Origin of the sequence: Kineococcus aurantiacus (assembly GCF_013409345.1) — a bacterium.
Taxonomy (GTDB): domain Bacteria; phylum Actinomycetota; class Actinomycetes; order Actinomycetales; family Kineococcaceae; genus Kineococcus; species Kineococcus aurantiacus.
Genome location: NZ_JACCBB010000001.1, coordinates 414726 through 440766, shown reverse-complemented (window position 1 = coordinate 440766; position 26041 = coordinate 414726). Strand labels below are relative to the sequence as shown.

The window sequence follows — 26041 nt, the reverse complement described above, 5'->3', positions numbered from 1 at the left end:
GCGGCCTCGCGGACCGGTGCCCACTCACTAGGCTCCCCGTCGTGACCGGCTCCCCGATGCGTCTGGACTCCCTGGCGGACCGCAACCCCCGCGTCCCCCCGCAGCAGCTGGTCGCCGAGCTGGTCCCGCCACCGCGCTTCGCCGACGTGCGCTTCGCCAGCTACGTGCCCTCGCCCGACCACCCCTCGCAGGCCGAGGCCGTGGCCGGCATGAGCGCCTTCGGCGAGAGCGTCCTCAAGGGCGCCGCGCCCCGCCGCGGGCTGTTCCGGCGGCGCAGCGCCCCCGCCGGCCCGCCCGGCATCTACCTCGACGGCGGGTTCGGCGTCGGCAAGACCCACCTGCTGTCCTCCCTCTACCACCAGGTGGTCACCGAGGGCGGCGGCACCGCCGCCTACGGCACGTTCGTCGAGTACACCAACCTCGTCGGCGCCCTCGGCTTCCTGCCCGCGGTCGAGGCGCTGGCCCCGCACCACCTGGTGTGCATCGACGAGTTCGAGCTGGACGACCCGGGCGACACGGTCCTCATGTCCCGGCTCATGCGCGAGCTCGTCGACCGCGGCGTGCGCCTGGCCGCGACCTCCAACACCCTGCCCGGCGCCCTGGGCGAGGGGCGCTTCGCCGCCCAGGACTTCCAGCGCGAGATCCAGGCCCTCGCCGGGCAGTTCGCCGTCCAGCGCGTCGACGGGGAGGACTACCGGCACCGCGGTCTGCCCGCCGCCCCCGCGCCCCTGGACGACGACGCCGTCGAGCGCGTCGCCGCGGCCCGCCCGGGCGCCACGTTCGACGACTTCGGCACCGTCCTGGCGCACCTGGCCGAGGTCCACCCCAGCCGCTACGGCGCCATGGTCGGGTCCACGAGCGCCGTGTGCCTGCGGGGGGTCGGCACCGTCTCGGACCAGATGGTGGGCCTGCGGCTCGTCGTCCTCGCCGACCGCCTCTACGACCGCGACATCCCCGTCGTGGCCTCCGGCGTCCCCTTCGACGCCGTCTTCACCGACGAGCTGCTCGGCGGCGGGTACCGCAAGAAGTACCTGCGGGCGGTGTCGCGGCTGTCCGCGCTGGCGCGCGACGGGGCTCAGCTGGCCTGAGCCCCCTGCGGCCGGGTGGCGCGCCACCACACCAGCGCCGCCGCCCAGACGAGGACGAACAGCCCGGCGACGGCGTACCCGACGAACCCGGTGTCCAGCCCGGAGACCCAGGTGGCGACCCCGCCGAGACCGAGCTCGTCGTGCAGGACCGAGACGAGCTGGATCGTCCCGACGGCCAGGGCGACGGCGACCGAGACGCCCGTGACGACGCCGTTGTAGGCCAGGCGGCGCAGGGGGTCGGCCAGCGCCCAGTCGTAGGCGAGGTTCATGAACGCCCCGTCGAGGGTGTCGAACAGGCTCATCCCGGCGGTGAACAGCACGGGCAGCACGAGGACGGCGTACCAGGGCAGGGTGACGGCCGCGGTGCCGGCCAGGACGAGCAGCGCGACCTCGGTCGCCGTGTCGAAGCCCAGCCCCATGAGCAGGCCCGCGGGGTAGACCTGCCGGGGGGAGCGGATCCTGCCGGTGGCCCCGCGCACCAGGCGGGCCAGCACCCCCTCCAGGGCCAGGTGCCGGTGCAGCTCGGCGTCGTCGAGCTCCCCGCGCCGCCGGCGGCGGGCGGTGCGCACGATCCCGGCGAGGGCGACGAGGTTGACCAGGCCGACGACCCACAGGAACAGCCCGGCGGCGGTGGTGCCGAACACGCCCAGGACGTCGTGCGCGGTGGTGCCCTCGGTCACCAGGTCCGAGGCGAACCGGGCCCCGGTGGCCACGACGAGGGCCATGGCGAACACGACGCTGGAGTGGCCCAGGGAGAACCAGAAGCCCACCGACAGCGGGCGCTGGCCGTCGCCGGTCAGCTTGCGGGTGGTCCCGTCGATCACGGCGATGTGGTCGGCGTCGAAGGCGTGCCGCACCCCGAAGAGGTAGGCCGTCACGCCCAGGCCCCAGCCGAAGACCTGCTCCCCGACGCTGAACCCGTGCGGCACCACGAACAGCCCCAGCACGCCCCAGCCCACCAGGTGCAGGGCCGCCACGACGGCCAGCAGGCGCAGCAGGCGACGGGTGTCGGTGCGGTCCCAGGCGCGGCCCGCGGCGCGTCGGGACCCGGGCAGGACGGGCACGGGGACTCCTCGCTCGGGGCTCCTTGTCGCGAACCAGTGGCGACAAGGGGGAACCCTAGCCCCCGTCGGCGCGGTGCGGGGGTGTGGGCCGGTCGCGCCGGCCGGCGGTGAGGGCCTCGTGCAGCTCCTCGCCGGACAGGGGGGCTCCCGGCAGGGGGTGGTGGCTCGCGCGGGCCGGCCGCAGGCCGTCGAGGAGGATGCCCAGCGTGCGCCGCCAGTGCTCGGGGCTGGCCGTGCCGCCGATCTCGGCGGCGGCCTGCACGGCGTACGCCAGGGTGGCGACGTCGGTGCCGGTGACGTCGGGCCGCAGCACCCCGGCCTCGCGGCAGCGGGCGACGAGCCGGTCGACGCGCGGGCCGAGCTCGGCGCGGGCCAGGGTGACCCCGGCCTGCCCGTGCCGGGAGGACAGCACGGCGTCGCGCAGCCCCCGGTCGCTGGCCATCCGCGAGCTGGCGGCCTCCAGGTAGTCCACCAGGCCCTGCCAGGGGTCGGGGGCGGTGGACGCGGTCTCGGCCAGCCCGACGAGGGCGCGGACGCGGTCCTCGAAGAGGGCCTCGACGAGGGCGTCCTTGTCGGCGAAGCGCCGGTAGACCGTGCCGACGCCCAGACCGGCGTGGTGGGCGACGTCGTCGAGGGTGGCGGCCAGCCCGCGGGTGGCGAAGACCTCGCGGGCCGACTCCATGATCCGCCGCAGGTTGCGCTCGGCGTCGCGCCGCAGCGGCCGCGACGGCGCGGCGTCCGTGGTCTGCACGGGTCCACCCTACCTCGAAGCGGAGGTGCCATCTCCTGTTGTGGGGTACCGTGGACGAAGCGGAGACGTCGTCTCCGCTGAGGAGAGGAACAGGATGAGCAACACCGAGCAGGGCCAGCACCGCGCGCCCGCCGACCCCGCCGACCCCGCCGACCCCGCCGCCCCCGGGGGCACCCGCCCCCCGCGCCCGCGCACGTCCTCCGAGGGCCGTCACGTCGCGGCCCCGGCCGCTGCTGGCCGCCAGCAGTGGCTCGTGCTCGCGGTCCTGTCGCTGGCGCAGCTGATGGTCGTCCTCGACGCCACGATCGTGAACATCGCCCTGCCCACCGCGCAGCACGCCCTCGGCTTCTCCGACGAGAACCGCCAGTGGGTCGTCACGTCCTACGCCCTCGCCTTCGGCAGCCTGCTGCTGCTCGGCGGCCGCCTGTCCGACCTGGTGGGGCGCAAGCCGATGTTCCTCATCGGGCTCGTCGGCTTCGGGCTGGCCTCCGCCCTGGGCGGCGCCGCCGAGGGCTTCGGGGTCCTCATCGTGGCCCGCGCCCTGCAGGGCGCCTTCGGGGCCCTGCTGGCCCCGGCCGCGCTGTCGCTGCTCACCACGACGTTCACCGACCCGGCCGCCCGCACCAAGGCCTTCGGCATCTTCGGCGGCGTCTCCGGCGCCGGCGGCGGCATCGGCCTGCTGCTGGGCGGCCTGCTCACCGAGCACCTGTCCTGGCGCTGGTGCCTCTACATCAACGTCGTCCTCGCCGTCGTGGCCGTCGTCGCGGGTGCGGTCCTGCTCAAGCACGAGAAGTCCCCCGACCGCCCGATCCTCGACTGGGCCGGGACCGTCCTGGCCGTCCTGGGCCTGGTCGGCGTCGTCTACGGCCTGGCCAACGCCGAGTCCCACGGCTGGTCGGCCGTCACGACGTGGGGCCTGCTGGCCGTCGGCGTCGTCCTGCTGGCCGTCTTCTGCTGGTGGCAGACCCGCGCCGCGCACCCGCTGCTGCCGCTGCGCGTCGTCCTCGACCGCGACCGCGGCGGCGCGCTGCTCGGCATCGCCGTCGTGGGGGCCGGGATGTTCGGCGTCTTCCTGTTCCTGACCTACTACATGAGCGCCACGCTGGGGTACTCCCCGGTCCAGACCGGGCTGGGTTTTCTGCCGATGATCGCGGCGATCTCCCTGGCCGCCGGGGTCGTGGGCTCGGTCCTCATGCCGCGCGTGGGGCCCAAGCCCCTCACCCCGACCGGTCTGCTGCTCGCCGCGCTCGGCATGGTCTGGCTGACCCGCCTGCAGGTGGACTCCGCCTACGCCGGGGCGATCCTGCCCGGCCTGCTCGTGACCGGCCTCGGCCTCGGGTTCGTCTTCGCCTCCGCGATGGCCACTGCCACGCTCGGCGTGCGCCCGGCCGACGCGGGGGTCGGCTCGGCCACGGCCAACACCGCCCAGCAGATCGGCGGGTCCATCGGCACCGCCCTGCTGTCGGCCTTCGCCGGCAGCGCCGCCTCGGACTGGATCGCCGGGCACGTCACCGGCACGCCCACCGCGGCCGACGTCGCGCAGGCCGCGGTGGCCAGCTACCACACCGCGTTCTGGTGGTCGGCGGGCATCTTCGCCGCCGGTGCCGTCGTGACGCTGCTCCTGCTGCGTCCCGGGGCCCCGGTCGTCGACCCCGACGCGGCCCCGGTCGTCGCCCACTGAACCCGGGGGGCCGGCCAGCCGGTCCCCCCGTCAGTCCCGTCGGTCCCGCTGCGTCAGTCCCACTCGGTCGGCAGCGCCGGGTCCCGGTGGTGGGCGAGCACGCGTTCCAGCTCCCACCGGCTGATCCGGCGCTCGCTCAGCTCCGGCAGCTCCTCCAGCCCGAACCAGCCGACGTCGAGGGTCTCCAGCTCGCTGGCCGCCACCCGCTCACCGACCACCCGGCACAGGAAGTACAGGTGGAAGACGCTGACGGGCATGGGGGGCTGCTTGCCGCGCACGTCGCGCTCCCACACGCCGACGACCTTGACGACCTCCACGGGGTAGCCGGTCTCCTCCAGCACCTCGCGGACGGCCGCCTCCCCGGGCCGGTCGCCCGGGTCGGCCCAGCCGCCCGGCAGCGACCACAGGCCGTCGCTGCGCTCGCGCAGCAGCAGCAACCGCTCGCGGTCGTCGACCACCCCGGCGCGGACGTCGACCTTGGGGGTGGCGTACCCGGTGTCGGCGTCCAGGACGGCGCGCAGCACCTCCCGCGGGCTCGTGGAGACCGCGGCGAGCAGGTCGGCGGCCAGTTCGGTCAGCTCCCGGTACCGGGCCGCGTCGTAGTCCTTGGCCGGGTCGCCGACCGCGTACGTCAGGCCGTCCTGCGCGAGCGCGGCGATCCGCACCGCCGCCCGGCGCACGAGATCGCCGGGCCCGGCCGCACTGTCGGGTCCGTTCACGCCGCCGTGGCCACCCGCACGACGACGACGGCCTCCGCCGCCGTCCGGACCCCCTCGCCGAGCAGTTCCGGCGCCGGGCCGTCGGTGAAGGAGGCCAGGACCTCCACCGGGGTGCCCTCGACCTCCACGTCCGCGCCCGCGCCGAGCGTCACGACGACGCGGACGTCACCGCGGTGCAGGACCAGGGCGTTGCCGGCCACGTCGACCCGCACCTCGCGCAGGTCGGTGAACGCCGGCAGTTCCCGGCGCAGCGCCGTCAGCGACCGGTACCAGTCCAGGACCCGTGCGTGCTCCGGCTCGGCGACCTCGTCCCAGCGCAGGACGGAGTTCTCCCGCGTCGCCGGGTCCTGCGGGTCCGGCACGTCCTCGGCGTCCCAGCCGTGCTGGCCGAACTCCCCGCGCCGGCCCTCGCTGACCGCCTTGCCCAGTTCGGGGTCGGGGAAGCTCGTGAAGAACTGCCACTTCGTCGAGGCGTTCCACTCCTCGCCCATGAACACCATGGGGGTGAAGGGCCCCAGCAGGTACAGCGCCGCCCCGGCGGCCTGGCGGGCGGGGGACAGCAGGTGCCCGATCCGGTCGCCGAGGGCCCGGTTGCCGACCTGGTCGTGCGTCTGCAGGTACCCCAGGAACGCCGTGCCGGGAACCTGCGCGCGGTCCACGGGGGCGCCCCACACCTCCCCGCGGAACGTGGAGAACCGCCCGGCGTGGAAGAACGCCTCCTCGAAGACCGTCTTGACGACCTCGGGGTCGCCGAAGTCGGCGTAGTAGCCCTGCCGCTCCCCGGTCAGCCAGGCGTGCAGCGCGTGGTGGACGTCGTCGTCCCACTGCGCGGTCATGCCCCGCCCGCCCTGCGCGGTGGGGGTCACCATGACGGCGTCGTTGAGGTCGGACTCGGCGACCAGCCCCAGCGGGCGGCCCAGTTCCCCGGCCAGGTCCGCGGTCTCGTCGGCCAGCTGCTGCAGGACGTGCCGGGGGGAGTCGTCGACGAGCGCGTGCACGGCGTCCAGCCGCAGGGCGTCGACGTGGAAGTCGCGGAACCAGCGCAGCGCGTTGTCCACGATCCAGCGCCGCACCTCCACCGACCCGTCGTCGTCGAGGTTGACCGCCGCACCCCACGGCGTGTCGTGCTTGTCGGTGAAGTAGGGGCCGAACTCGCCCAGGTAGTTCCCGCTGGGGCCCAGGTGGTTGTAGACGCAGTCCAGGGCCACCGCCAGGCCCTTGGCGTGGCAGGCGTCGACGAACGCGGCGAAACCCTGCGGGCCGCCGTACTCGTGGTGCACGGCGTACGGGGCGACCCCGTCGTACCCCCAGTTCCACGGCCCGTCCCACGCCGAGACGGGCAGCACCTCGACGACCTCGACCCCCAGGTCGACCAGGTGGTCCAGGTGCTCCGCGGCCGCCGCGAAGGTGCCCTCCTCGGTGAAGGTGCCGACGTGCAGCTCGTAGAACACCGCCCCGTGCACGTCGCGCCCGGTCCAGCCGGCGTCGGTCCAGCCGAAGGCGGAGGGGTCCACGACGGCGCTGGGCCCGTGCACGCCGTCGGGCTGCCAGCCCGACCGCGGGTCGGGGCGCGGGTCGCCGCCGTCGAGCCGGAACGCGTACCGCGTCCCGGCGGCCCCCTCGGCCTCGGCCGTCCACCACCCCTCGCGGGGGGAGCCGCTGCGTCCCATCGGGATCGTCGTCGCGTCCCCGCCCGTGCCGAGGACGAGCTCCACCGTCTGCGCACGCGGCGCCCACACTCCGAACTGCATGGGCACACCCTCCCGGACGCCGGGCCGCACGGCGACTCGGGACCACGGGGGCACGGGGGTACGGGGGACCCGTGTCGCCGCGGGACCCACGACGGGAGGGGCCTGGACGAAGACGTCCAGGCCCCTCCCCGCCGAACGCCTCAGCCCTGCTCGGCCTCGCGCACCAGGAGGGCGACCGGCAGCCCGTCGAGCAGCTCGGCCACGCGCACCGACCCGCCCTCGAACCGCGAGCCGTCGAAGGCGTTGCGCCACGAGCCCTCCGGCAGCGTCAGCGCGTGCTCGCCCCAGCCGCCGTTGCGCTCCAGCGACACCGGCAGCCGCGTCGCGACCGCCACCACCGACGGGGAGTGCACCGGCCCGCGCGCGAAGGCCAGCGCGTTGCCCGTCGAGGTCGGGACGGGGGAGTACTCCCCGCCGACCGACCACGACGGGTCGTCCCGGCGGGCCCGCAGCGTGCGCGAGACGACCAGCAGCTTCTCGTCGTCCAGGTCGCGCGGGGCGCCGTCGGCGTCCAGCGCCGCCAGCCGCTCCTGCCGCCCGGCGTAGTCCACGGGCCGGCGGTTGTCCGGGTCGACCAGCGACAGGTCGACCAGCTCGGTGCCCTGGTAGACGTCCGGCACGCCCGGCATCGCCAGCTGCACGAACTTCTGGCCCAGCACCGCCACCCGCGCCGCCGCGGCCGTCAGCTCGACGAACTCCCCGACCGCGTCCAGCACCGCCCGGTCCCCGAGGACCCCTGTCGCGAACCGCTCGACGGCGGCCTCGTAGGCCTCGTCCGGAGCCGTCCACGTCGTGTGGTCCTTGGCCTCCCGGGTCGCCTTCTGCAGGTACCCCAGCAGGCGCTCGGCCGTGATCGGTCCCGAGGCCCTCCACGTCCCGAACAGCGTCTGCCAGATGAGCACCTCGGTGCGCGCGTCCAGCTCGGCGGCCCGGTGCTCACCGGCCAGCTCGCGCCACGACGCGACGGCCGCGGCCCACTCCTCGGTGAACTCCGAGAGCACCGACAGCCGGGCCCGCACGTCCTCGCTGCGCTTGGTGTCGTGCGTCGACAGGGTCGTCATGGTCGCCGGCCAGTCCCGCGCGCAGCGGGCGGCGTAGGCGTGGAACTCCTCCGGGGAGATCCCGAAGCGGGTCGGCTCCCCGCCCACCTCGTTGAGCGAGCTGAGCCGGAACCAGCGGTAGAACGACGTGTCCTCGATGCCCTTGGCCATGACCGGCCCGCACGTCTGCTGGAACCGGACCACGAACTCGGCGGCCCGCGGGTCCTGGCGGGCGGCCCGCCCCAGCGCCAGGTCCACCACGACGGCCAGGGTGTCGTGCCGCTCGGCGGGCAGCCGCGTGCGTGCGGTGTCGGCGGCGTGCTCCAGGACGGCGACCGCCTCCGGCGGGGCGGGCTCGCCGGGCACCACGTAGGCGCGGTACTGCTCGATCGCCACGAGCAGCTCCACGACGGCCTCGTGCAGCCCGCGGCGGGTGTGGTCGCGCAGGTTGACGTCGTCGTGGCAGATGCCGGCGAGGAGCTCCACCAGGCGGTGGACCTCGGCGTACAGGCCGTGCTCGACGACCTCCCGCTTGGCCTCCTCGACGATCGCGGCGAACGGGCGGGTCTGCCCGGTCAGGTCCGCGTACAGCGTGGACAGCGGCTCGGCGCCGGCGGGGTCCAGGAACACCCCGCCGATGCGCTGCAGCGCGTCGTAGCCGGTCGTGCCCGCGCAGGCCCAGTCGCGCGGCAGCAGCTCGTCGCCCTCGAGGATCTTCTCGGCCACGACCCACGCGCTGGACCCGTCCTCCCCGGTGCCCCGGGTCGCGGCGGCCAGCCGGTCCAGGTACCCGCGGGGGTCGGCCAGCCCGTCCGGGTGGTCGATCCGCAGCCCCTGCAGGTCCCCGGAGCGCACCAGCTCCAGCAGCAGGGCGTGCGAGGCGTCGAAGACCGCCGGGTCCTCCACGCGGATCGCCGCGAGGGTGTCGACGTCGAAGAAGCGGCGGTAGTTCAGCTCCTCGTCGGCCACCCGCCAGTGCGCCAGCCGGTACCACTGCCGGTCCACGAGCTCCTGCAGCGGCAGCGCCTCGGTGCCCGGGCGGACCGGGAAGACGTGGTCGTAGTAGCGCAGCACCGGCTCGTCCCCGGAGGTGTCCAGCGACAGCTCGCCCGCCGCCAGGACCTGGCCGATGCGCTGGCCCAGGACGGCCATGAGGATCGCCCGGTCCGGCACCGACCAGTCGACGTCGAACCACGACGCGAACGGGGAGTTCGGGCCCTCGCGAAGCACCGACCACAGCTGGGCGTTGTCGCTGGCGGGCGTGGGCACGGCCACGTGGTTGGGCACGACGTCCGCGACCGCGCCCAGACCGTGCTCGCGCAGCTCCCGCGAGAGCCGGTCGAAGGCCTCCCGGCCCCCCGCCTCGGGGTTCAGCCGGGAGTGGTCGACGACGTCGTAGCCGTGCTGCGACCCCTTCGCGGGCGCCAGGACGGGGGACAGGTAGGCGTGCGAAACCCCCAGCACCGACAGGTAGCGCGCCCGGGCGGCGGCGTCGTCGAAGGTGAAGGCGGGCTGGATCTGCAGGCGGTAGGTGCTCACGGGCACCACCGCGGGACGGTACGTCACTTCTCCCCCAGGGGGCCGCGGGCCAGCACGAGCACCGAGCGCGCCGCGACGGGCAGCCTCGAGCCGGGCGAGAACGCCGACTCCTCGGTGAAGATCGAGACGATGCCGACCTGGTCGTCGGCGGTGTCCAGGCGCGGGGTCCAGCCGTCGCCGTAGGCCTTCTCCGGCAGCGTGAACTCCACGGCCTCGTGCCAGGGGTTCCACAGCACCAGGAAGGAGTCGCCCACGATGCGCTCACCGCGTCGGTCCGGCTCGGGGATCGCCTCCCCGTTGAGGAAGACCATGACGGTGCGGTTGGAGTGGTCGGCCCAGTCCGCGTCGGTCATCTCGGTGCCCTCGCTGGAGAACCACTCGATGTCGCCGACCTCGCTCTCCCCGCCGCGGCCGGCGTCACCGGCGAAGAAGCGGCGGCGCTGGAAGACGGCCTCGGTCCGGCGCAGGGCCACGATCCGCCGGCTGAAGGCCAGCAGCTCGCGCTGGGCGTCGGACAGGTCCCAGTCCACCCAGGACAGCTCGTTGTCCTGGCAGTAGACGTTGTTGTTGCCCCGCTGGGTCCGGCCCAGCTCGTCGCCGTGCAGGATCATCGGCACGCCCTGGGACAGCAGCAGCGTCGTCAGCAGGTTGCGGTGCTGGCGGGCGCGCAGCGCGATGACCTCCCGGTCGTCGGTCTCGCCCTCCACCCCGCAGTTCCAGGAACGGTTGTGGCTCTCGCCGTCGTTGCCGCCCTCGCCGTTGGCGTCGTTGTGCTTCTCGTTGTAGGACACCAGGTCCCGCATCGTGAAACCGTCGTGGGCGGTGACGAAGTTGATGCTGGCGATGGGCTTGCGCCCGGAGTGCTCGTAGAGGTCGGAGGAGCCGCTGATTCGGCTGGCGAACTCGCCGAGGGTCTTGGGCTCCCCGCGCCAGAAGTCGCGGATGGCGTCGCGGTACTTGCCGTTCCACTCCGTCCACAGCGGCGGGAACCCGCCGACCTGGTACCCGCCGTCGCCGACGTCCCACGGTTCGGCGATGAGCTTGACCTGGGAGACGATCGGGTCCTGCTGCACGAGGTCGAAGAACGCGCTGAGCCGGTCCACCTCGTGGAACTGGCGGGCCAGGGTCGCCGCGAGGTCGAAGCGGAAGCCGTCGACGTGCATCTCGGTGACCCAGTACCGCAGCGAGTCCATGATGAGCTGCAGGACGTGCGGGGACCGCATGAGCAGGCTGTTGCCCGTGCCGGTGGTGTCGAAGTAGTGCTTCTTGTCGGCGTCGACGAGGCGGTAGTAGGCCTCGTTGTCGATGCCGCGGAAGCACAGCGTCGGGCCCATGTGGTTGCCCTCGGCGGTGTGGTTGTAGACGACGTCGAGGATGACCTCGATGTTCGCCTCGTGCAGCGCCCGCACCATCGACTTAAACTCCTGCACCTGCTGGCCGCGCTGGCCGGTGGAGGAATAGGCGTTGTGGGGGGCGAAGAACCCGATGGTGTTGTAGCCCCAGTAGTTCGTCAGGCCCTTGTCGACCAGGTGGGTGTCCTGCACGAACTGGTGGACCGGCATGAGCTCGACCGCGGTGATGCCCAGCTCGGTGAGGTGCTCGATGACGGCCGGGTGGGCCATCGCGGCGTACGTGCCGCGGATCTCCTCGGGCACGTCCGGGTGCAGCATCGTCAGGCCCTTGACGTGGGCCTCGTAGATGACCGACTCGTGGTACTCGTGGCCGGGGCGGCGGTCGTTGCCCCAGTCGAAGTAGGGGTTGACGACCACCGACAGCATCGTGTGCCCCAGGCTGTCCTCGACGTTGACCTCGTCGGGGCGGTCGAAGTGGTAGGAGAACAGCGACTCGTCCCCGTCGACCTGACCCTCGATGGCCTTGGCGTAGGGGTCCAGCAGCAGCTTCTCGGGCTGGCAGCGCGAGCCGCTCTCGGGGTGGAAGGGGCCGTGCACGCGGTAGCCGTAGCGCTGACCGGGCTGGACGGCGGGCAGGTAGGCGTGCCAGACGAAGCCGTCGACCTCGGGCATCGCGATGCGCTGCTCCGTCCCGTCGTCGGCGATCAGGCACAGCTCGACCCGTTCGGCGACCTCCGAGAAGAGCGCGAAGTTCGTCCCCGCCCCGTCGTACGTCGCGCCCAGGGGGTACGGGCGTCCGGGCCAGATCTGCATCGCGGGGGTCCTCCAGCGGGTCGGGGCGGGCGGTGGTGCCCCGTCATCATGGCCGGTGGGGCCCCGATGCACCTCCCGGAGTGGCGGCCCGGCCCCGCCGGGCGCGGCGGCTACCGTGGTCCGGTGCCCCAGGACCCCTCCCGTCCGGGTGACCGGGTCCGCGCCGGGGAGGACGAGGAGACCATGGCCGAGGCACCGCCGCAGACCGGCACCGACCGGCTCAGCACCGCGACGCCCCGCGGCGCGTCCCCCCGCAGCGCCCGCCCCGCCCGCCTGGCCGGCCCGGCGGCGCGGGTCTGGCGGGACCTGCGGGCGCTGGCCGCCGGCACCGTGGGGGCGTGCATGCGGTTCCGGGTGACGGGCCTGGCGGCCGAGGGGGGCTTCTTCGCCCTGCTGTCGCTGCCCCCGCTGGTCTTCGGGGTCGTGGCCAGCCTGGGCTTCCTGGGACGGTGGCTGGGCGCCGACGACGTCGAGGCCGCGCGCGGGCAGCTCACCCGCGTCACCGAGTCCTTCTTCACCTCCCAAGCCATCGCCGACGTCATCCTGCCGACCTTCGACTCGGTCACCACCGGCAGCCGCGCCGACCTGACCGTCCTCGCGTTCGCCGTGAGCGTCTGGTCGGGGTCGCGGGCCCTGAACGTCTACGTCGACACCATCGCGATCATGTACGGCCTCGGCGGGCACCGCGGCATCGTCCGAACGCGCCTGCTGTCGCTGTCCACCTACCTCGTGGCGCTCCTGGTCGGGGTCGTCGTCGTGCCCCTCGTCCTCGTCGGCCCGCGGCTGCTGGGGGAGTGGCTGCCGCCGAACGTCCGCTGGCTGACGACCCTGTACTGGCCCGTGGTGCTGGTCCTGTCCGTGTTCTGCCTCGCCACGCTCTACCACCTGGCCACGCCCGTGCGTTCGCGCTGGTGGCGCGACGTCCCGGGCGCGCTGCTGGCCCTCGTGGGCTGGCTCGTCATCTCGTGGGTGCTGCGCCGGACCCTGTCCTACTCGGTGACCGGGCCCTCGACCTCCATCTACGGACCGCTGGCCGCGCCCGTCGTGGTGCTCATCTGGTTCTACTTCCTGGCCATCACCGTGCTCATCGGCGCCGCCCTGAACTCCGCGGTCGACCGGGTCTGGCCGGACCCGACGAAGGCCGCCGCCCGCGAGAGCGCGCGGCTGCAGGCGGCCGAGCGCCGCCGCTGGGTGCCCTGACCCCGCGCCCGCAGGGCCCGCCGCGGCCCGTGCTCCGTCCGGGTGCCCGTCCCCCGGGGACCCGCCGGGGGTGGGTGAGACTGTTCGGGTGGACCTCCCGAGCCCCGGCCTGCCCGACCGCCTCCGCTCCGCCGGGACCCGGCGCGCCCGGGACCTCGCCGCGCGGGCGCGGCTGGGCACCCGCCGCCTGGCCCCCTACCGCCCGCGCAGCGAGCTCGTCCTGCCCGCCACCGAGGTGCCCCGCGCCGCGGTCCCCGCGGTCGACGCCCACAACCACCTCGGCCGCTGGCTGACGGACGGGCGGGCCTGGCTGGCCCCGGACGTGCCCGCGCTGCTGGCGCGCATGGACGAGCTGAACCTGGCGGCGGTCGTCAACCTCGACGGCCGGCCCGGGGAGGAGCTGGAGGCCAACCTGGACCGCTACGACCGGGCCCACCCGGGCCGGTTCGCGACGTTCGCGCACGTGGACTGGAGCCTGCTCACCCGCGGGCCGGCCGGCGTCGGGGCCATGGTCGCCCAGGTGGAGCGGGCCGCGCGGGCCGGAGCCGCGGGCCTGAAGGTCTGGAAGGACCTGGGCCTGGTGCAGCGCGACGCCTCCGGCGCGCTCGTGCGCCCCGACGACCCGCGCCTGGCGGACGTCTTCGACGCCGCCGGGGAGCACGGGCTGCCGGTCCTGGTGCACATCGGGGACCCGCCCGCCTTCTTCCGTCCCGTCGACCGCTTCAACGAGCGCCTGGAGGAGCTGACCCGGCACCCGGACTGGAGCTGGCACGGCAAGGGCGTACCGACCCACCGGGAGCTGCAGGACGCCTTCGAGTCCCTCGTCGGGGCGCACCCGGGCACGACGTTCATCGGCGCGCACGTCGCGGGCTGGGCGGAGAACCTGCAGTGGGTCTCCGACGTCCTGGACCGCCACCCCAACCTCGTCGTCGACACCGGGGCGCGGCTGGCCGAGCTCGGCCGGCAGCCGCGCGCCGCGGCGGCCTTCGTCCGCCGGCACGCCGACCGCGTCCTGTGGGGCAGCGACAGCTTCCCCTTCGAGGCGGGGGCCGTCAGCCGCTGGTTCCGGCTCCTGGAGACGGCCGACGAGGCCTTCGACTACGGCCCGGAGCCGGACCAGGGGCGATGGACGGTCTCGGGCCTCGACCTCGAGCCCGAGGTGCTGGCCGCGGTCTACGCGGGCAACGCCCGCCGGGTGGTCCCGGCCCTGGCCCGCTGAGACCGGACGGCTGAGGCTGGGGTCAGGCCGCGTGCGCGGCTGTGCGCGCCAGGATCCCCAGGTGGTCCCGGGCCAGCGCCCACGGGTCGAAGCGCCGCGCGAAGCCCGGGCCCTGCGCCGCGGCGGCCCGCAGGGGGCCGGGGTCGCGCAGGTGGTCGGCCAGGGCCCCGGCGAGCGCCTCCACCGACTCCGGGGCCACCAGGCGCCCCAGCCGGCCCTCGTCCAGCAGCATCCGGCTGCCCACGGAGCAGTCGGTGGCCACCACGGGGGTGCCCAGCGCCAGGGCCTCCAGCAGGGTCAGCGGCATGGCCTCGGTGCGGGAGCTGGAGACGAACAGGTCCGCGCCGGACAGCACGCCCTCGGGCCGGTCGGTGAAGCCGGGCAGCGCGACGTGGTCCGCGCCGAGCTCGCGGACCAGCCGTTCCAGCGCCCCGCGCTCGTCGCCCTCCCCGGCGATGACCAGCTCGTGGTCCAGGCCCTGGGCGCGGACGGCCGCGGAGGCGCGCACGAGCAGGTCGAAGCCCTTGTGCGGGGTCAGCCGGCCGAGGGCGACGACGCGGGGGCGGCGCGCGTCCCGCCCGGCGCCAGGCAGCTGCGCGGCCCGCGTCCGCAGCCCGTCGACGTCCACGCCGTTGACGACGACGTGCACCCGCTCGGCGGGCTGGCCGTTGGTGACGATGCCCTCCACCAGGCCGGGGGAGACGCAGATCGTGGCGTCGGCGTGCGCGTCGGCGAGCCGGGTGACGCGCCGCAGGTGCGGCGGCACCCACGCCCGCACCGCCTGGTCCAGGTCCCCCTGGGCCAGCACCACGAAGGGCGTGCGGGTCAGCCGGGCCGCCAGCCAGCCGGCCAGGACGCCGTGGCCGATCTCGGAGCCGGAGACGACGACGTCGTGCCGGCGGGCCTCGCGGACCAGGCGCAGCACCTCGCGCGGCAGGCGGCGCGGGGTGGGGACGTGCGCGTCGGCGCCGAAGACGAGCCGGACGCTGGGGTCGGGCGCGGCCGTGGCCACGCCCTCGACGCGCTCGAGGGCGAAGACGGTCGTGGGGGCGCCGACGCGCACGAAGCGGCGGGCCAGGTCCAGCACCACCCGCAGGCCGCCGTTCTCCCGCAGGTGCCCCTGGACGAAGAGGACCCGCAGGCCGTCGGGAAGGGCACCGGTGCTGCTCATGGGCCGACCGTAGCCGGGCCGGGGACCGCCGGAGCGTGTCCGGGCGGCTCCAGACCCCTTGCGGCGCAGCAGGTCCGACCGTCCGGACGAGAGGGGTTGCGCTGGGTCACGACGCGCTGACGGGTGGTGCGGTGACCGGGTGGGGGGACGACGAAGGGGCCGGGTCCGTTGCCGGACCCGGCCCCTCGCCGGTGGTGGGCGATACTGGGATCGAACCAGTGACCTCTTCCGTGTCAGGGAAGCGCGCTACCGCTGCGCCAATCGCCCTCTGCTGCCCGTCCTGGGAGCGACCCAGGAGCGAGTGGAGGTGGAGACGGGATTCGAACCCGTGTGGACGGCTTTGCAGGCCGCTGCCTAACCTCTCGGCCACTCCACCGTGAAGCTCGTGCCCGGCAAGCCGAACCCCCGAGCGGACGACCGGACTCGAACCGGCGACCCTAACCTTGGCAAGGTTATGCGCTACCAACTGCGCTACGTCCGCGTGCTGTCGGTTCACCTGCCGTCACCGGCCGGTTCCCCTCGGCGTTGAAAACACTAGCCGACGTCCGCCGTGAGGCCAAATCCCCTCCGGCGCACGGCGGCGGCGCAGCCGTGCGGTCCCGGACGTGCCGAGCCCGCCCCGGCAGCGGTGCCGGGGCGGGCTCGGGTGGTGCTGTCGTCTCGTCGTCGCGTCAGGACACCAGGCGGGCGATGAGCTCGTCCAGGTCCAGGTGGCGGGTCTCCCGCCCCGGCGGCACGAGCGCGTCGGCCCGGCGCAGGAAGCGCCGGACGTCGGCCTCGTCGGCCTCCAGCTCCGCGTTGCCGTCCGGGGAGGACAGGCGCAGCAGGACGCGCGGGCGCCCGTCGGGGGAGTCGGGGCACGGCCGCACCTGCACGTCACCGGTGCCGGCGGGTGCGGACAGCCCCTCCCTCAACAGGTCCCGGGCGAAGACCCACTCCACGTCGGCGTCGCCACCGCGGAAGACCGCGTGGATGGCGTACGGGTCGTCAGCCCCGTAGTGCAGGCTGGCGGGGACGGGGAGTCCCGGACCGCTGGTGGTCCGGAGCCGCAACGACACGTCGACGTCGACCTCGGTCTTGCGATGCGGCAGTGCAGGCACGTCGACCTCCGTGTGCTCGTGGCCGCTGACGGGCTACAGCGACCGTGCTGACGAGTTTCCCACCAAAGCGCCGTCTGAAACACCCGAACGACGCAACTGCGACGTCGGGGGGTCGCCGCCGGTTCCCCTGCTGTTCGGGACCGTGCTGCTTCCCCTTCAAGAGTCTCCCCGCGCGGAGCTGCGCGCGCGTCGTACCGGACGGTCGCGCAGGACCGTCGCAGGACCTGCACACCCGCCCGGGAGCGTCCGGGCGCCCTCGCGCGTTGGACCCCCCGTGCAGCACACCCGCGACGAGCGCCCCCCTGCGGTCCCGGACCCGCCGCCGTCCCCCCGGCCGGTGCCGGGGCAGGTCGCGGCCGGTCCCGCGCCCAGCGCCCACCAGCACCGCGTGCGGCGCCTGCGGGTCCGGCTGCACGCCTGGCGGGAGCGCGTGCGGGCCGACCCGCACCGCAACCGCGTCTACCGGGCCGTCGTGGGGGCCGTCGGGTCCTTCGTCGTCGTGCTCGGGCTGGCCCTCGTGCCGCTGCCCGGGCCCGGCTGGCTGGTCGTCTTCGGCGGCCTGGCCGTGCTGGCCACCGAGTTCGCCACGGCCGCGCGGCTCAAGCGCTGGGGTGAGCGCGCGGTGCACCGGTGGGGGCGCTGGCTGGCCGCGCGCTCGCTCGTGACGCGCGCGGCGCTGGCGGGCGGGACGGCCGCCGTCGCGACCGGCGCCCTGTGGGGGTACCTGGCCTGGCAGGGGCTGCCGGGGTGGACGCCGCAGGTCGTCACGGCGCAGCTGCAGTGGCTGCCGGGCCTGTAGGGCCTGGCCGGGGTGCGCCGGGCGGTGGTCGTGAGCAGGGGCCGGAGTCCGGTATGGTTCTCAGGCCGGTCGCGTTCAGCGCGACGACCGGGCGATTAGCTCAGTGGTAGAGCACTTCGTTCACACCGAAGGGGTCACTGGTTCGAACCCAGTATCGCCCACCCAGCACAATCACGGGGTGTCCGTCACCGGAACCCTGCGCGAGATCGGCGTCTTCCCCGTGAAGTCCACCGGGGGCCTCTCGCCCACCTCCACCACCATCGGCCCCGACGGGCTCACCGGTGACCGCGCCCACGCCGTGGTCGACGCGGCGGGGACCGTCCTGCGGGCCAAGCACCACCCGGCCCTGTCCGGCCTGCGCCTCACCGGCCCCGCCCACTCCCCGCGGCTGCAGGTGCCCGGCGGGGTCCCCCTGGACCGGTTCCTGGGGGTGCCCGGGGCCCACCTGGCCCCCGTGGCCGGGGGGGCGCGGCAGGTCGAGGCCGTCCACCTCGTGTCCCTGCGCCAGCGGCTGGCCCCCGGCGCCGGGGACACCTCCCGCGCCAACCTCGTCGTCGAGCTCCAGGACGAGCCCGACGTCGCGGACTGGGTCGGGGCGACCTGCCGCGTCGGGCCCGTCGAGCTGGAGGTCGTGGGCGTGCCCCGGCACTGCGCGGGGGTCTTCGCGCGGGTCCGCACGCCCGGGACCGTGCACGTCGGGGACGTCGCGGAACTGGTGCCGGGCACGCACGGATAGAGTCGCCGGGTCAGTCCACCCCCGAGTCCGACCCCCGGAGGCCCGCGGTGCCCGCGCAGCTGTCCATCACCCGTTCCGGCGAGCCGCTGCAGGTCGCCGCCGGCACGACGGCGGGCGAACTGTTCACCGACGACCGCGACGTCGTCGTCGCCCGCGTCGGCGGCGAGCTGCGCGACCTCTCGCACGTCCTGGCCGACGGGGACGTCGTCGAAGGCGTCCTGGTCTCCTCCGAGGAGGGCCTGGCGGTCCTGCGGCACTCCACCGCGCACGTCATGGCCCAGGCCGTCCAGCAGCACTTCCCCGAGGCCAAGCTCGGCATCGGCCCGCCGATCCGCGACGGCTTCTACTTCGACTTCGACGTCGAACGCCCCTTCACCCCCGAGGACCTCAAGACCGTCGAGAAGACGATGCAGCGCATCGTCAAGGAGGGGCAGCGCTTCGTGCGCCGCGAGGTCTCCGACGACGAGGCGCGCGCCGCCATGGCCGGTGAGCCGTACAAGCTGGAGCTCATCGGGCTGAAGTCGAGCGCGGGCGAGGCCGCCGAGGGCGCCTCCGCCGAGGTCGGCGAGGGCGGGCTGTCGATCTACGACAACGTCCGGCGCGACGACACCGTCGCCTTCAGCGACCTGTGCCGCGGGCCCCACGTCCCCACCACCCGCCTGGTCGGCAACGGCTTCAGCCTGCTGCGCAGCGCCGCCGCCTACTGGCGCGGCAGCGAGAAGAACCCGCAGCTGCAGCGCATCTACGGCACCGCCTGGCCCTCCAAGGACGAGCTGAAGGCCTACCAGGAGCGCGTCGCCGAGGCCGAGCGCCGCGACCACCGCAAGCTGGGCGCCGAGCTGGACCTGTTCTCCTTCCCCGACGAGATCGGCTCCGGCCTCGTGGTCTTCCACCCCAAGGGCGGGGTGGTCAAGCGCGAGATGGAGGACTACGTCCGCCGCCGGCACATCGAGGAGGGCTTCTCCTACGTCGGCACCCCGCACATCTCCAAGGGCGGCCTCTTCGAGACCTCCGGGCACCTGCCGTACTACGAGGACACGATGTTCCCCGGCATGGAGCTGGAGAACTCGACGTACTACCTCAAGGCCATGAACTGCCCGATGCACAACCTGATCTTCCGCTCCCGCGGGCGGTCCTACCGCGAGCTGCCGCTGCGGTTCTTCGAGTTCGGGTCGGTGTACCGGTACGAGAAGTCCGGCGTCGTGCACGGCCTGACCCGCGTGCGCGGGCTCACCCAGGACGACTCGCACAGCTACGTGACCCCCGAGCAGGCGCCCGGCGAGATCAAGCACCTGCTGGACTTCGTCCTCGGCCTGCTGCGCGACTTCGGCCTCGACGACTACTACCTGGAGCTGTCCACCCGCGGGGACTCGGACAAGTTCATCGGCTCCGACGAGGAGTGGGAGAAGGCCACCGCCGTCCTGGAGACCGCCGCCCGCGAGACGGGGCTGGACCTGGTCGCCGACCCCGGCGGGGCCGCGTTCTACGGCCCGAAGATCTCCGTGCAGGCCAAGGACGCCATCGGCCGCACCTGGCAGATGTCGACCATCCAGTACGACTTCAACCAGCCGAAGCGGTTCGAGCTGGAGTACACCGCGCCCGACGGCACCAAGCAGCAGCCGGTGATGATCCACTCGGCCAAGTTCGGTTCCCTCGAGCGGTTCTTCGGCGTCCTCGTCGAGCACTACGCCGGGGCCTTCCCCCCGTGGCTGGCGCCGGTCCAGGTCGTCGGCATCCCCGTCGCCGACGCGCACGTGCCGCACCTGCTGGAGGTCGCGGACAAGCTCCGGGCGGCCGGCGTGCGCGTCGAGGTCGACGACACCGACGACCGGATGCCGAAGAAGATCCGCACCTGGACCAAGCAGAAGATCCCCTTCCTGCTCATCGCCGGGGCCGAGGACGTCGAGAACGGCGCGGTGTCGTTCCGCTTCCGCGACGGCTCGCAGGAGAACGGGGTGCCCGTCGCCGACGCCGTCGAGCGCATCGCCGCGGCCGTGCGCGACCGGGTGCAGGTCTGATGACCGAGGGGCCCGGGGTGGAGCCCGCGGAGGCCTTCGCGGGCGAGCCCGACGGGTTCGGCCGGCTGTGGACGCCGCACCGGATGGCCTACATCTCCGGCGAGCACAAACCGGCCGACCCCGAACCGGGCAGCTGCCCGTTCTGCCGGGCCCCGCAGCGCTCCGACGCCGACGGGCTCGTCGTGCGCCGCGGCGAGCACGTCTACGCCGTCCTCAACCTCTTCCCGTACAACCCCGGGCACCTCATGGTGTGCCCCTACCGGCACGTCTCGGCCTACGTCGACCTCGACGCCGCCGAGCTCGCCGAGTTCACGGCGTTCACGCGCTCGGCCGTGCTCACGCTCAAGGCGGCCTCGAACCCGGCCGGGTTCAACCTCGGGATCAACCAGGGCGACGTCGCCGGGGCCGGCATCGCCGCCCACCTGCACCAGCACGTCGTGCCCCGCTGGCAGGGCGACGCGAACTTCCTGCCGGTCGTGGGCCGGACCAAGGCGGTGCCCGAACTGCTCGAGGACACCCGGGCGCGACTCGCCGCCGCGTGGGTCACCGACCCGATCGCCTGACCCCTACCCTTCGACACGATGCTCAACAAGTACGCACGCGCCTTCGCCACGAGGATCTTCACCCCCCTCGCGCGCTTCCTGCTGCGGCTGGGCGTGACCCCCGACATGGTCACGATCGCCGGGACCGTCGGGGTCGTCGCCTGCGCGCTCGTGCTGTACCCCACCGGGCACCTCTTCTGGGGATCGCTCGGGGCCACGGTCTTCGTCCTGTCGGACACCGTCGACGGGACGATGGCCCGGCTGCGGGGCCGTTCGGGCAACTGGGGCGCCTACCTCGACTCCTGCCTGGACCGGTTCGCCGACGCGGCCCTGTTCGGGGGGCTGGCCGTCTGGTTCGCCCGCGACGGCGGCTCGGACCTCACCGCGGGCCTGGCGCTGGCCTGCCTGGCGCTGGGCAGCACCGTCTCCTACGTCAAGGCCCGGGCCGAGGGGCTCGGCTACACCGCGAACGTCGGCATCGCCGAACGCGGTGAGCGCCTCGTCGCCGTGCTCGTCGGGGCCGGGTTCGTCGGACTGGGCGTGCCCCTGGTCTTCCTGCAGGTCGTCCTCGGCCTGCTCGCCGTGGCCAGCCTCGTCACCGTCGCCCAGCGCATGGGCACCGTCCACCGCCAGGCGCTGCCGGCGCCCGCGCCCGACGCGTGAGCCGGCGCGACGCGCTCGTCACCGCCGCCTTCCGGCTCGGCTGGCGGTTGACCCGCGCCGTGCCCGAACCGGTGGCCGTCGCGGCCACCGAGCGGATCGCCGACCGCGTCGCCGCCCGTGGCGGGCCCCGCGTGGACCAGCTGCGGCGCAACCTGTCCCTGGCCCGGCCCGGAGCCGGCGAGGCCGAGCTCGAGGTCCTCGTGCGCGCGGGGCTGCGCAGCTACGCCCGGTACTGGCTCGACGTCTTCCGGCTGCCGTCGTGGCCCCGCGCGCGCCTCGTGGGCACCGTCCACCTCGACGACGGCGAGGACCTGCGCGCCGCCCTGGCCTCCGGCCGCGGCGCCATCGCCTTCCTCGGCCACCTCGGGAACTGGGACCACGCCGGGGCGTGGTCCTCGCTGGCGCTGACGCCCATCGTCACCGTGGCCGAGCGGCTGCGGCCCGAGACGGTCTACGAGGAGTTCCTGGCCTTCCGCCGCTCCCTGGGCATGGAGGTCCTGCCGCTGGGGGACCCCGCCACCTTCCCCACCCTGCTGCGGCGCCTGCGCGGGGGCGCCTTCGTGCCGCTGCTGGCCGACCGGGACCTGTCGGCCACCGGCGTCGAGGTGGACTTCCTCGGCGAGCGCGTCCGGATGGCCGCCGGGCCGGCGGCGCTGGCGATCGCCACGGGAGCGCCGCTGTTCCCCATCGGCCTGCACCACGAGGTCCGCGACGGCACCCGCGTGCTCGTCCTGACCGTGCGCCCGCAGGTGCCCGTCCCGGCGCGCCGGGAGGGCGAGAGCGCCCGCGAGCACCGGCGGCGCGCCACCGCGGAGCTCACCCAGGCCTGCGCCGACGGGCTCGCCGCGGCCGTGCGCGCCCACCCCGAGGAGTGGCACGTCCTGCAGCCGCTGTCCACCGCCGACCTGCCCCTGCGAGCGCGGGGGTAGGGGTGCGGATCGGCATCGTCTGCCCGTACTCCTTCGACGTGCCCGGAGGGGTGCAGTTCCACGTCCGCGACCTCGCCGAGCACCTGCTCGGCCTGGGCCACCACGTCCGCGTCCTGGCCCCCGCCGACGACGAGTCCACCCTGCCGCCGTTCGCCGACCCCGGCGGCAGCGTCGTCGCGGTCCCCTACAACGGGTCGGTCGCGCGGTTGTCCTTCGGCCCCGTGACCGCCGCCAGGGTGCGGCGGTGGCTGGCCGAGGGCGGCTTCGACGTCCTGCACGTCCACGAACCCCTGTCGCCGAGCACCTCGCTGCTGGCGCTGTGGGCCGCCTCGCCCGAGCTGTGCGGACCCCTCGTGGCGACCTTCCACACCGCCAACCTGCGCTCGCGAGCCATGCAGGCCGCCTTCCCCCTGCTGCGGCCGAGCCTGGAGAAGATCTCCGCGCGCATCGCCGTCAGCGAGGACGCCCGGCGCACCGTCGTCGAGCACGTCGGCGGCGACGCCGTCGTCATCCCCAACGGGGTCTTCACCCGCGCCTTCGCGCAGGCGCCGCGACGGCCCGAGTGGACCGGCACCCCGCACGCCCCCGTCATCGCCTTCGTCGGCCGGCTCGACGAGCCCCGCAAGGGCCTGCCGCTGCTGTGCGAGGTCGTCCCGCTCGTGCGGGCCGCGGTACCCGGCGCCCGCTTCCTCGTCGCCGGCCGCGGTGACGTCGACGCCGCCCGCGCCCTGCTGGCCGACGAGGGGTCGGTGGAGTTCCTCGGCGCCGTCGACGACCGCGCCAAGGAGTCGCTGCTGGCCAGCGCCGACGTCTACCTCGCCCCGCACACCGGCGGGGAGAGCTTCGGCATCGTCCTGGTCGAGGCCATGGCCGCCGGCGCCGCGGTCGTGGCCGCCGACCTCGGCGCGTTCCGGCGGGTCCTGGGCGACGGCGCGCACGGCGCCCTGTTCCCCGTCGGGGACGCGCGGGCGGCCGCCGACGAGGTCCTGGCGCTGCTGGCCGACCCGACCCGGCGCCGGGCGCTCGCGGCGGCCGGGCAGGCCGCCGCCGCCCGCTACGACTGGTCCGTCGTCGCCGCCGACGTCCTCACCGTCTACGAGACGGTCCTGGCCCCGTGACGGCCCTCGTCTGGACCCTCGCCGGCCTGCTGGTCCTGGCGGCCCTGGCCGGGTACCTGTCGGCCACGGCGCAGCGCGTCGACCGCCTGCACCGGCGCGTGGAGACCAGCCGCGCCGCGCTGGACGCCGAGCTCACCCGGCGCGCCTCGGCGGCGCTGGAGTACGCCACCTCCGGCCGGCTCGACCCGGCCTCGGCGCTGCTGCTGACCGACGCCGCGACGGCCAGCCTCGACGCCCCCCGCACCCCCGCGGCCCTGCGCGACGCCAGCGACGCCGACGACGCGCACCGCTGGCGCGTGGAGAGCGACCTGACGCGCGCGCTGGCGGCCGCGCTGCCCGAGTCCGACGGCGAGGGGCTGGCGCGGGTGGCCGACGCGGCCCGCCGCGCGCAGCTGGCGCGGCGGTTCCACAACGACGCCGTCGTGCAGACGCGCCGGTTGCGGGGCAAGCGGATCGTGCGCTGGGCGCGGCTGGCCGGGCGGGCCCGGGTGCCGGAAACCGCGGACTTCCTCGACGACCCGCGCCCCGAGGAGGGGCCGTAGGATGACGCCCGCCTGAACTCCGTCCGAACGATCGCGAGGCACGCCGCAGTGAGCACCCAGACCCCCAGCACCGGCCCCGTCGTCGGGACCAGCCGCGTCAAGCGCGGGATGGCCGAGATGCTCAAGGGGGGCGTCATCATGGACGTCGTCACCGCCGAGCAGGCGAAGATCGCCGCCGACGCCGGTGCCGTCGCGGTGATGGCCCTCGAACGGGTCCCGGCCGACATCCGCGCCGAGGGCGGGGTCTCGCGCATGTCGGACCCGGACATGATCGAGCAGATCATCGACGCCGTCTCGATCCCGGTGATGGCCAAGGCCCGCATCGGCCACTTCGTCGAGGCGCAGGTGCTGCAGTCCCTCGGCGTCGACTACATCGACGAGTCCGAGGTCCTCACCCCGGCCGACTACACCCACCACATCGACAAGCACTCCTTCACCGTCCCCTTCGTCTGCGGGGCCACCAACCTCGGGGAGGCGCTGCGCCGCATCACCGAGGGCGCGGCCATGATCCGCTCCAAGGGCGAGGCCGGCACCGGCGACGTCTCCAACGCCGTCACGCACATGCGGACCCTGCGCTCGGAGATCAACCGCCTGCGCTCGATGCACCCCGACGAGGTGTACGTCGCGGCCAAGGAGATGGGCGCGCCGTACGACCTCGTCAAGGAGGTCGCCGAGACCGGCGAGCTGCCCGTGGTGCTGTTCACCGCCGGCGGGATCGCGACCCCGGCCGACGCGGCGATGATGATGCAGATGGGCGCCCAGGGCGTGTTCGTGGGCTCGGGCATCTTCAAGTCCGGCAACCCCGTCCAGCGGGCCGAGGCCATCGTCAAGGCCACCACGTTCTTCGACGACCCCGACACGGTGGCCAAGGTCTCCCGCGGACTGGGCGAGGCCATGGTCGGCCTGAACGTCGAGGCGATCCCCGAGCCGCACCGGCTGGCCACCCGCGGCTGGTGAGCGACCCCCTGGCCGACCGGCTGGGACCCGAGTGGGGTCACGGCCCCGACGGGGTCCGCACGCGCAGCGCGTCCCGCGTCGTCGTCCTCGACGGCGCCGGGCGCGTCCTGCTGCTGCGCGGCAGCGACCCGGCGACGCCGGGGACCGACTGGTGGTTCACCGTCGGCGGCGGCCGGGAGCCGGGGGAGTCCGCGCGCGCGGCGGCGGCCCGGGAGCTGCGCGAGGAGACCGGGCTGGCCGTCGACCCCGCCGTGCTCGACGGCCCGGTGTGGTCGCGGACGGCGGAGTTCGCCTTCCTCGGCGCCCGCTGCCGCCAGCACGAGGAGTTCTTCGTGCACCGGGTGGCCGAGGGCTTCGAGGCGGACCGGGCGGGGTGGACCGACCTGGAGCGGGCGTCGGTGACGCAGGTGCGCTGGTGGGACCCGGCCGAGCTGGGCGCCTCGGGCGTCGCGTTCTACCCCGTGGACCTGCCGCGCCTGGTGGCCGCGCTGCCCGCCGCGTGGACGGGTGAGCCCCTCGTCGTGGACTGAGCGCGGCTGCCCCTACGCTGCCCCGGTGTCCAGCACCCCCACCGTCGGTGTCCTCGCCCTGCAGGGCGACGTCCGCGAGCACGTCGCCGCCCTCGAGGCCGGCGGGGCGCGCGCGACGACCGTGCGCCGGCCCGCCGAGCTGGCGGAGGTCGACGGGCTGGTGCTGCCCGGTGGGGAGTCCACCACCATCGACCGGCTGCTGCGGGTCTTCGAGCTGCGCGAGCCGCTGCGCGAGCGCATCGCGCAGGGGCTGCCCGTCTACGGCTCGTGCGCGGGCATGATCCTGCTGGCCGACCGGCTGCTCGACGGCGGCAAGGACCAGCAGACCCTCGGCGGGCTCGACATCACGGTGCGGCGCAACGCCTTCGGTCGCCAGGTCGACTCCTGGGAGGAGGACCTGCCGCTGGCCGGGATCACCGACGGCGGCCCCGACGTGGACGCGGTGTTCATCCGGGCCCCGTGGGTCGAGGAGGCCGGGCCCGAGGTGGAGGTGGTCGGCCGGCTGAGCGCGGACGCGGCGGGTGGGCGGGCCGCGGGTAGGATCGTGGCCGTGCGGCAGGGCGCTCTGCTGGCCACGTCGTTCCACCCGGAGATCACCGGGGACGACCGGGTGCACCGCCACTTCGTGGCGATGGTGCGGCAGCGCCTCTGACCCGCACACCGGTTTCTCGGCGGTGAAGCACCACCAGCGAGCAGTTCCAGCCAGGCGGAGGGAAGCA

General features: G+C 74.7%; 23 protein-coding genes and 4 tRNA genes. 16 read left to right on the top strand and 11 right to left on the bottom strand.

Translation table 11 applies throughout. From position 1 onward, the window contains the following. The first annotated feature begins 56 nt into the window (after nt 1–56). Nucleotides 57–1088 (top strand): cell division protein ZapE, encoded by a 1032-nt coding sequence (gene zapE / locus BJ968_RS02110; RefSeq protein ID WP_179756056.1) that lies wholly within the window; start codon nt 57–59, stop codon nt 1086–1088. Here the strand turns inward: zapE and BJ968_RS02105 are convergent. Continuing rightward, nucleotides 1076–2152, bottom strand: coding sequence for a HoxN/HupN/NixA family nickel/cobalt transporter (locus BJ968_RS02105; RefSeq protein ID WP_179748804.1), 1077 nt, complete (start codon nt 2150–2152; stop codon nt 1076–1078). The genes zapE and BJ968_RS02105 overlap by 13 nt on opposite strands. 55 nt (nt 2153–2207) lie before the next feature. Further along, on the bottom strand, nt 2208–2903 hold the full coding sequence (locus tag BJ968_RS02100) for an SbtR family transcriptional regulator (RefSeq protein ID WP_218884704.1): 696 nt from the start codon (nt 2901–2903) through the stop codon (nt 2208–2210). A 94-nt stretch (nt 2904–2997) separates the two neighbouring features. On the opposite strand from BJ968_RS02100, the gene BJ968_RS02095 reads away from it, so the two are divergent. After that, nucleotides 2998–4584, top strand: a complete 1587-nt coding sequence (locus tag BJ968_RS02095) for an MFS transporter (RefSeq protein WP_179748802.1) — start codon at nt 2998–3000, stop codon at nt 4582–4584. Nucleotides 4585–4637: 53 nt separating this feature from the next. Here BJ968_RS02095 and BJ968_RS02090 read toward each other — a convergent pair whose 3' ends face one another. The 4 genes from BJ968_RS02090 to glgX form a co-directional block, all read right to left on the bottom strand. Beyond that, nucleotides 4638–5303, bottom strand: coding sequence for an NUDIX hydrolase N-terminal domain-containing protein (locus BJ968_RS02090; protein ID WP_179748800.1), 666 nt, complete (start codon nt 5301–5303; stop codon nt 4638–4640). Continuing rightward, entirely contained in the window at nt 5300–7054 is a 1755-nt protein-coding gene (treZ, locus tag BJ968_RS02085; RefSeq protein ID WP_179748798.1) for a malto-oligosyltrehalose trehalohydrolase, read from the bottom strand. Before treZ ends, BJ968_RS02090 begins: the two co-directional genes overlap by 4 nt. 140 nt (nt 7055–7194) lie before the next feature. Continuing rightward, complete coding sequence (treY, locus tag BJ968_RS02080) at nt 7195–9639, bottom strand: malto-oligosyltrehalose synthase (RefSeq protein WP_343077761.1); 2445 nt, start codon at nt 9637–9639, stop codon at nt 7195–7197. Nucleotides 9640–9656: 17 nt separating this feature from the next. Further along, nucleotides 9657–11798: a glycogen debranching protein GlgX gene (gene glgX / locus BJ968_RS02075; RefSeq protein WP_179748794.1), complete on the bottom strand. Its 2142-nt coding sequence runs from the start codon at nt 11796–11798 to the stop codon at nt 9657–9659. Nucleotides 11799–11921: 123 nt separating this feature from the next. Here glgX and BJ968_RS02070 point away from each other — a divergent pair, with 123 nt between their 5' ends. Both BJ968_RS02070 and BJ968_RS02065 read left to right on the top strand, forming a co-directional pair. After that, entirely contained in the window at nt 11922–12998 is a 1077-nt protein-coding gene (locus BJ968_RS02070) for a YihY/virulence factor BrkB family protein (protein ID WP_343077760.1), read from the top strand. 88 nt (nt 12999–13086) lie between these two features. After that, nucleotides 13087–14217: an amidohydrolase family protein gene (locus BJ968_RS02065; RefSeq protein WP_343077759.1), complete on the top strand. Its 1131-nt coding sequence runs from the start codon at nt 13087–13089 to the stop codon at nt 14215–14217. 22 nt (nt 14218–14239) lie between these two features. Here the strand turns inward: BJ968_RS02065 and BJ968_RS02060 are convergent, their stop codons facing one another. The 5 genes from BJ968_RS02060 to BJ968_RS02040 all read right to left on the bottom strand — a co-directional run bounded on the left by BJ968_RS02060 (nt 14240) and on the right by BJ968_RS02040 (nt 16488). Continuing rightward, nucleotides 14240–15388: a glycosyltransferase gene (locus tag BJ968_RS02060; RefSeq protein ID WP_179748790.1), complete on the bottom strand. Its 1149-nt coding sequence runs from the start codon at nt 15386–15388 to the stop codon at nt 14240–14242. Nucleotides 15389–15580: 192 nt separating this feature from the next. After that, nucleotides 15581–15655, bottom strand: a tRNA-Val gene (locus tag BJ968_RS02055). A gap of 35 nt (nt 15656–15690) precedes the next feature. Continuing rightward, nucleotides 15691–15764 (bottom strand) — tRNA-Cys (locus tag BJ968_RS02050). A gap of 32 nt (nt 15765–15796) precedes the next feature. Continuing rightward, nucleotides 15797–15869: transfer RNA gene (locus BJ968_RS02045), tRNA-Gly, on the bottom strand. A 190-nt stretch (nt 15870–16059) separates the two neighbouring features. Continuing rightward, nucleotides 16060–16488: an SsgA family sporulation/cell division regulator gene (locus BJ968_RS02040; protein ID WP_343077758.1), complete on the bottom strand. Its 429-nt coding sequence runs from the start codon at nt 16486–16488 to the stop codon at nt 16060–16062. A gap of 274 nt (nt 16489–16762) precedes the next feature. Here BJ968_RS02040 and BJ968_RS26260 point away from each other — a divergent pair, with 274 nt between their 5' ends. From BJ968_RS26260 to pdxT, 12 genes are all read left to right on the top strand, one after another. After that, nucleotides 16763–17287, top strand: coding sequence for a TIGR02611 family protein (locus BJ968_RS26260; protein WP_179748788.1), 525 nt, complete (start codon nt 16763–16765; stop codon nt 17285–17287). An 89-nt stretch (nt 17288–17376) separates the two neighbouring features. Continuing rightward, nucleotides 17377–17448 (top strand) — tRNA-Val (locus tag BJ968_RS02030). A 17-nt stretch (nt 17449–17465) separates the two neighbouring features. Further along, nucleotides 17466–18023, top strand: coding sequence for an MOSC N-terminal beta barrel domain-containing protein (locus tag BJ968_RS02025; protein WP_179748786.1), 558 nt, complete (start codon nt 17466–17468; stop codon nt 18021–18023). A 47-nt stretch (nt 18024–18070) separates the two neighbouring features. Then, nucleotides 18071–20041, top strand: coding sequence for a threonine--tRNA ligase (gene thrS, locus BJ968_RS02020; protein ID WP_179748784.1), 1971 nt, complete (start codon nt 18071–18073; stop codon nt 20039–20041). Further along, nucleotides 20041–20604, top strand: a complete 564-nt coding sequence (locus tag BJ968_RS02015; protein ID WP_179748782.1) for an HIT family protein — start codon at nt 20041–20043, stop codon at nt 20602–20604. The genes thrS and BJ968_RS02015 overlap by 1 nt, the downstream gene beginning before the upstream one ends. Before the next feature lie 18 nt (nt 20605–20622). Then, nucleotides 20623–21246, top strand: coding sequence for a phosphatidylinositol phosphate synthase (gene pgsA / locus BJ968_RS02010; protein ID WP_179748780.1), 624 nt, complete (start codon nt 20623–20625; stop codon nt 21244–21246). Further along, nucleotides 21243–22175, top strand: a complete 933-nt coding sequence (locus BJ968_RS02005; protein ID WP_179748778.1) for a phosphatidylinositol mannoside acyltransferase — start codon at nt 21243–21245, stop codon at nt 22173–22175. Before pgsA ends, BJ968_RS02005 begins: the two co-directional genes overlap by 4 nt. 2 nt (nt 22176–22177) lie before the next feature. After that, nucleotides 22178–23293, top strand: coding sequence for a glycosyltransferase (locus BJ968_RS02000; protein ID WP_179748775.1), 1116 nt, complete (start codon nt 22178–22180; stop codon nt 23291–23293). Then, on the top strand, nt 23290–23835 hold the full coding sequence (locus tag BJ968_RS01995) for a hypothetical protein (RefSeq protein WP_179748771.1): 546 nt from the start codon (nt 23290–23292) through the stop codon (nt 23833–23835). Before BJ968_RS02000 ends, BJ968_RS01995 begins: the two co-directional genes overlap by 4 nt. Nucleotides 23836–23883: 48 nt before the next feature. Next, complete coding sequence (gene pdxS / locus BJ968_RS01990) at nt 23884–24792, top strand: pyridoxal 5'-phosphate synthase lyase subunit PdxS (protein WP_179748769.1); 909 nt, start codon at nt 23884–23886, stop codon at nt 24790–24792. Then, the gene (locus BJ968_RS01985; protein ID WP_218884701.1) at nt 24789–25322 is read left to right on the top strand and encodes an NUDIX domain-containing protein; all 534 of its coding nucleotides are present in this window, start codon (nt 24789–24791) and stop codon (nt 25320–25322) included. Before pdxS ends, BJ968_RS01985 begins: the two co-directional genes overlap by 4 nt. A 25-nt stretch (nt 25323–25347) precedes the next feature. Then, the gene (gene pdxT / locus BJ968_RS01980) at nt 25348–25974 is read left to right on the top strand and encodes a pyridoxal 5'-phosphate synthase glutaminase subunit PdxT (protein ID WP_179748767.1); all 627 of its coding nucleotides are present in this window, start codon (nt 25348–25350) and stop codon (nt 25972–25974) included. The last annotated feature ends 67 nt before the right edge of the window (nt 25975–26041 follow it).

Coding starts and splice junctions, on each gene's coding strand:
- zapE (WP_179756056.1), top strand. CDS start 57: ATGCGTCTGGACTCCCTGGCGGACCGCAACCCCCGCGTCCCCCCGCAG.
- BJ968_RS02095 (WP_179748802.1), top strand. CDS start 2,998: ATGAGCAACACCGAGCAGGGCCAGCACCGCGCGCCCGCCGACCCCGCC.
- treZ (WP_179748798.1), bottom strand. CDS start 7,054: ATGCAGTTCGGAGTGTGGGCGCCGCGTGCGCAGACGGTGGAGCTCGTC.
- glgX (WP_179748794.1), bottom strand. CDS start 11,798: ATGCAGATCTGGCCCGGACGCCCGTACCCCCTGGGCGCGACGTACGAC.
- BJ968_RS02060 (WP_179748790.1), bottom strand. CDS start 15,388: ATGAGCAGCACCGGTGCCCTTCCCGACGGCCTGCGGGTCCTCTTCGTC.
- BJ968_RS02015 (WP_179748782.1), top strand. CDS start 20,041: ATGACCGAGGGGCCCGGGGTGGAGCCCGCGGAGGCCTTCGCGGGCGAG.
- pgsA (WP_179748780.1), top strand. CDS start 20,623: ATGCTCAACAAGTACGCACGCGCCTTCGCCACGAGGATCTTCACCCCC.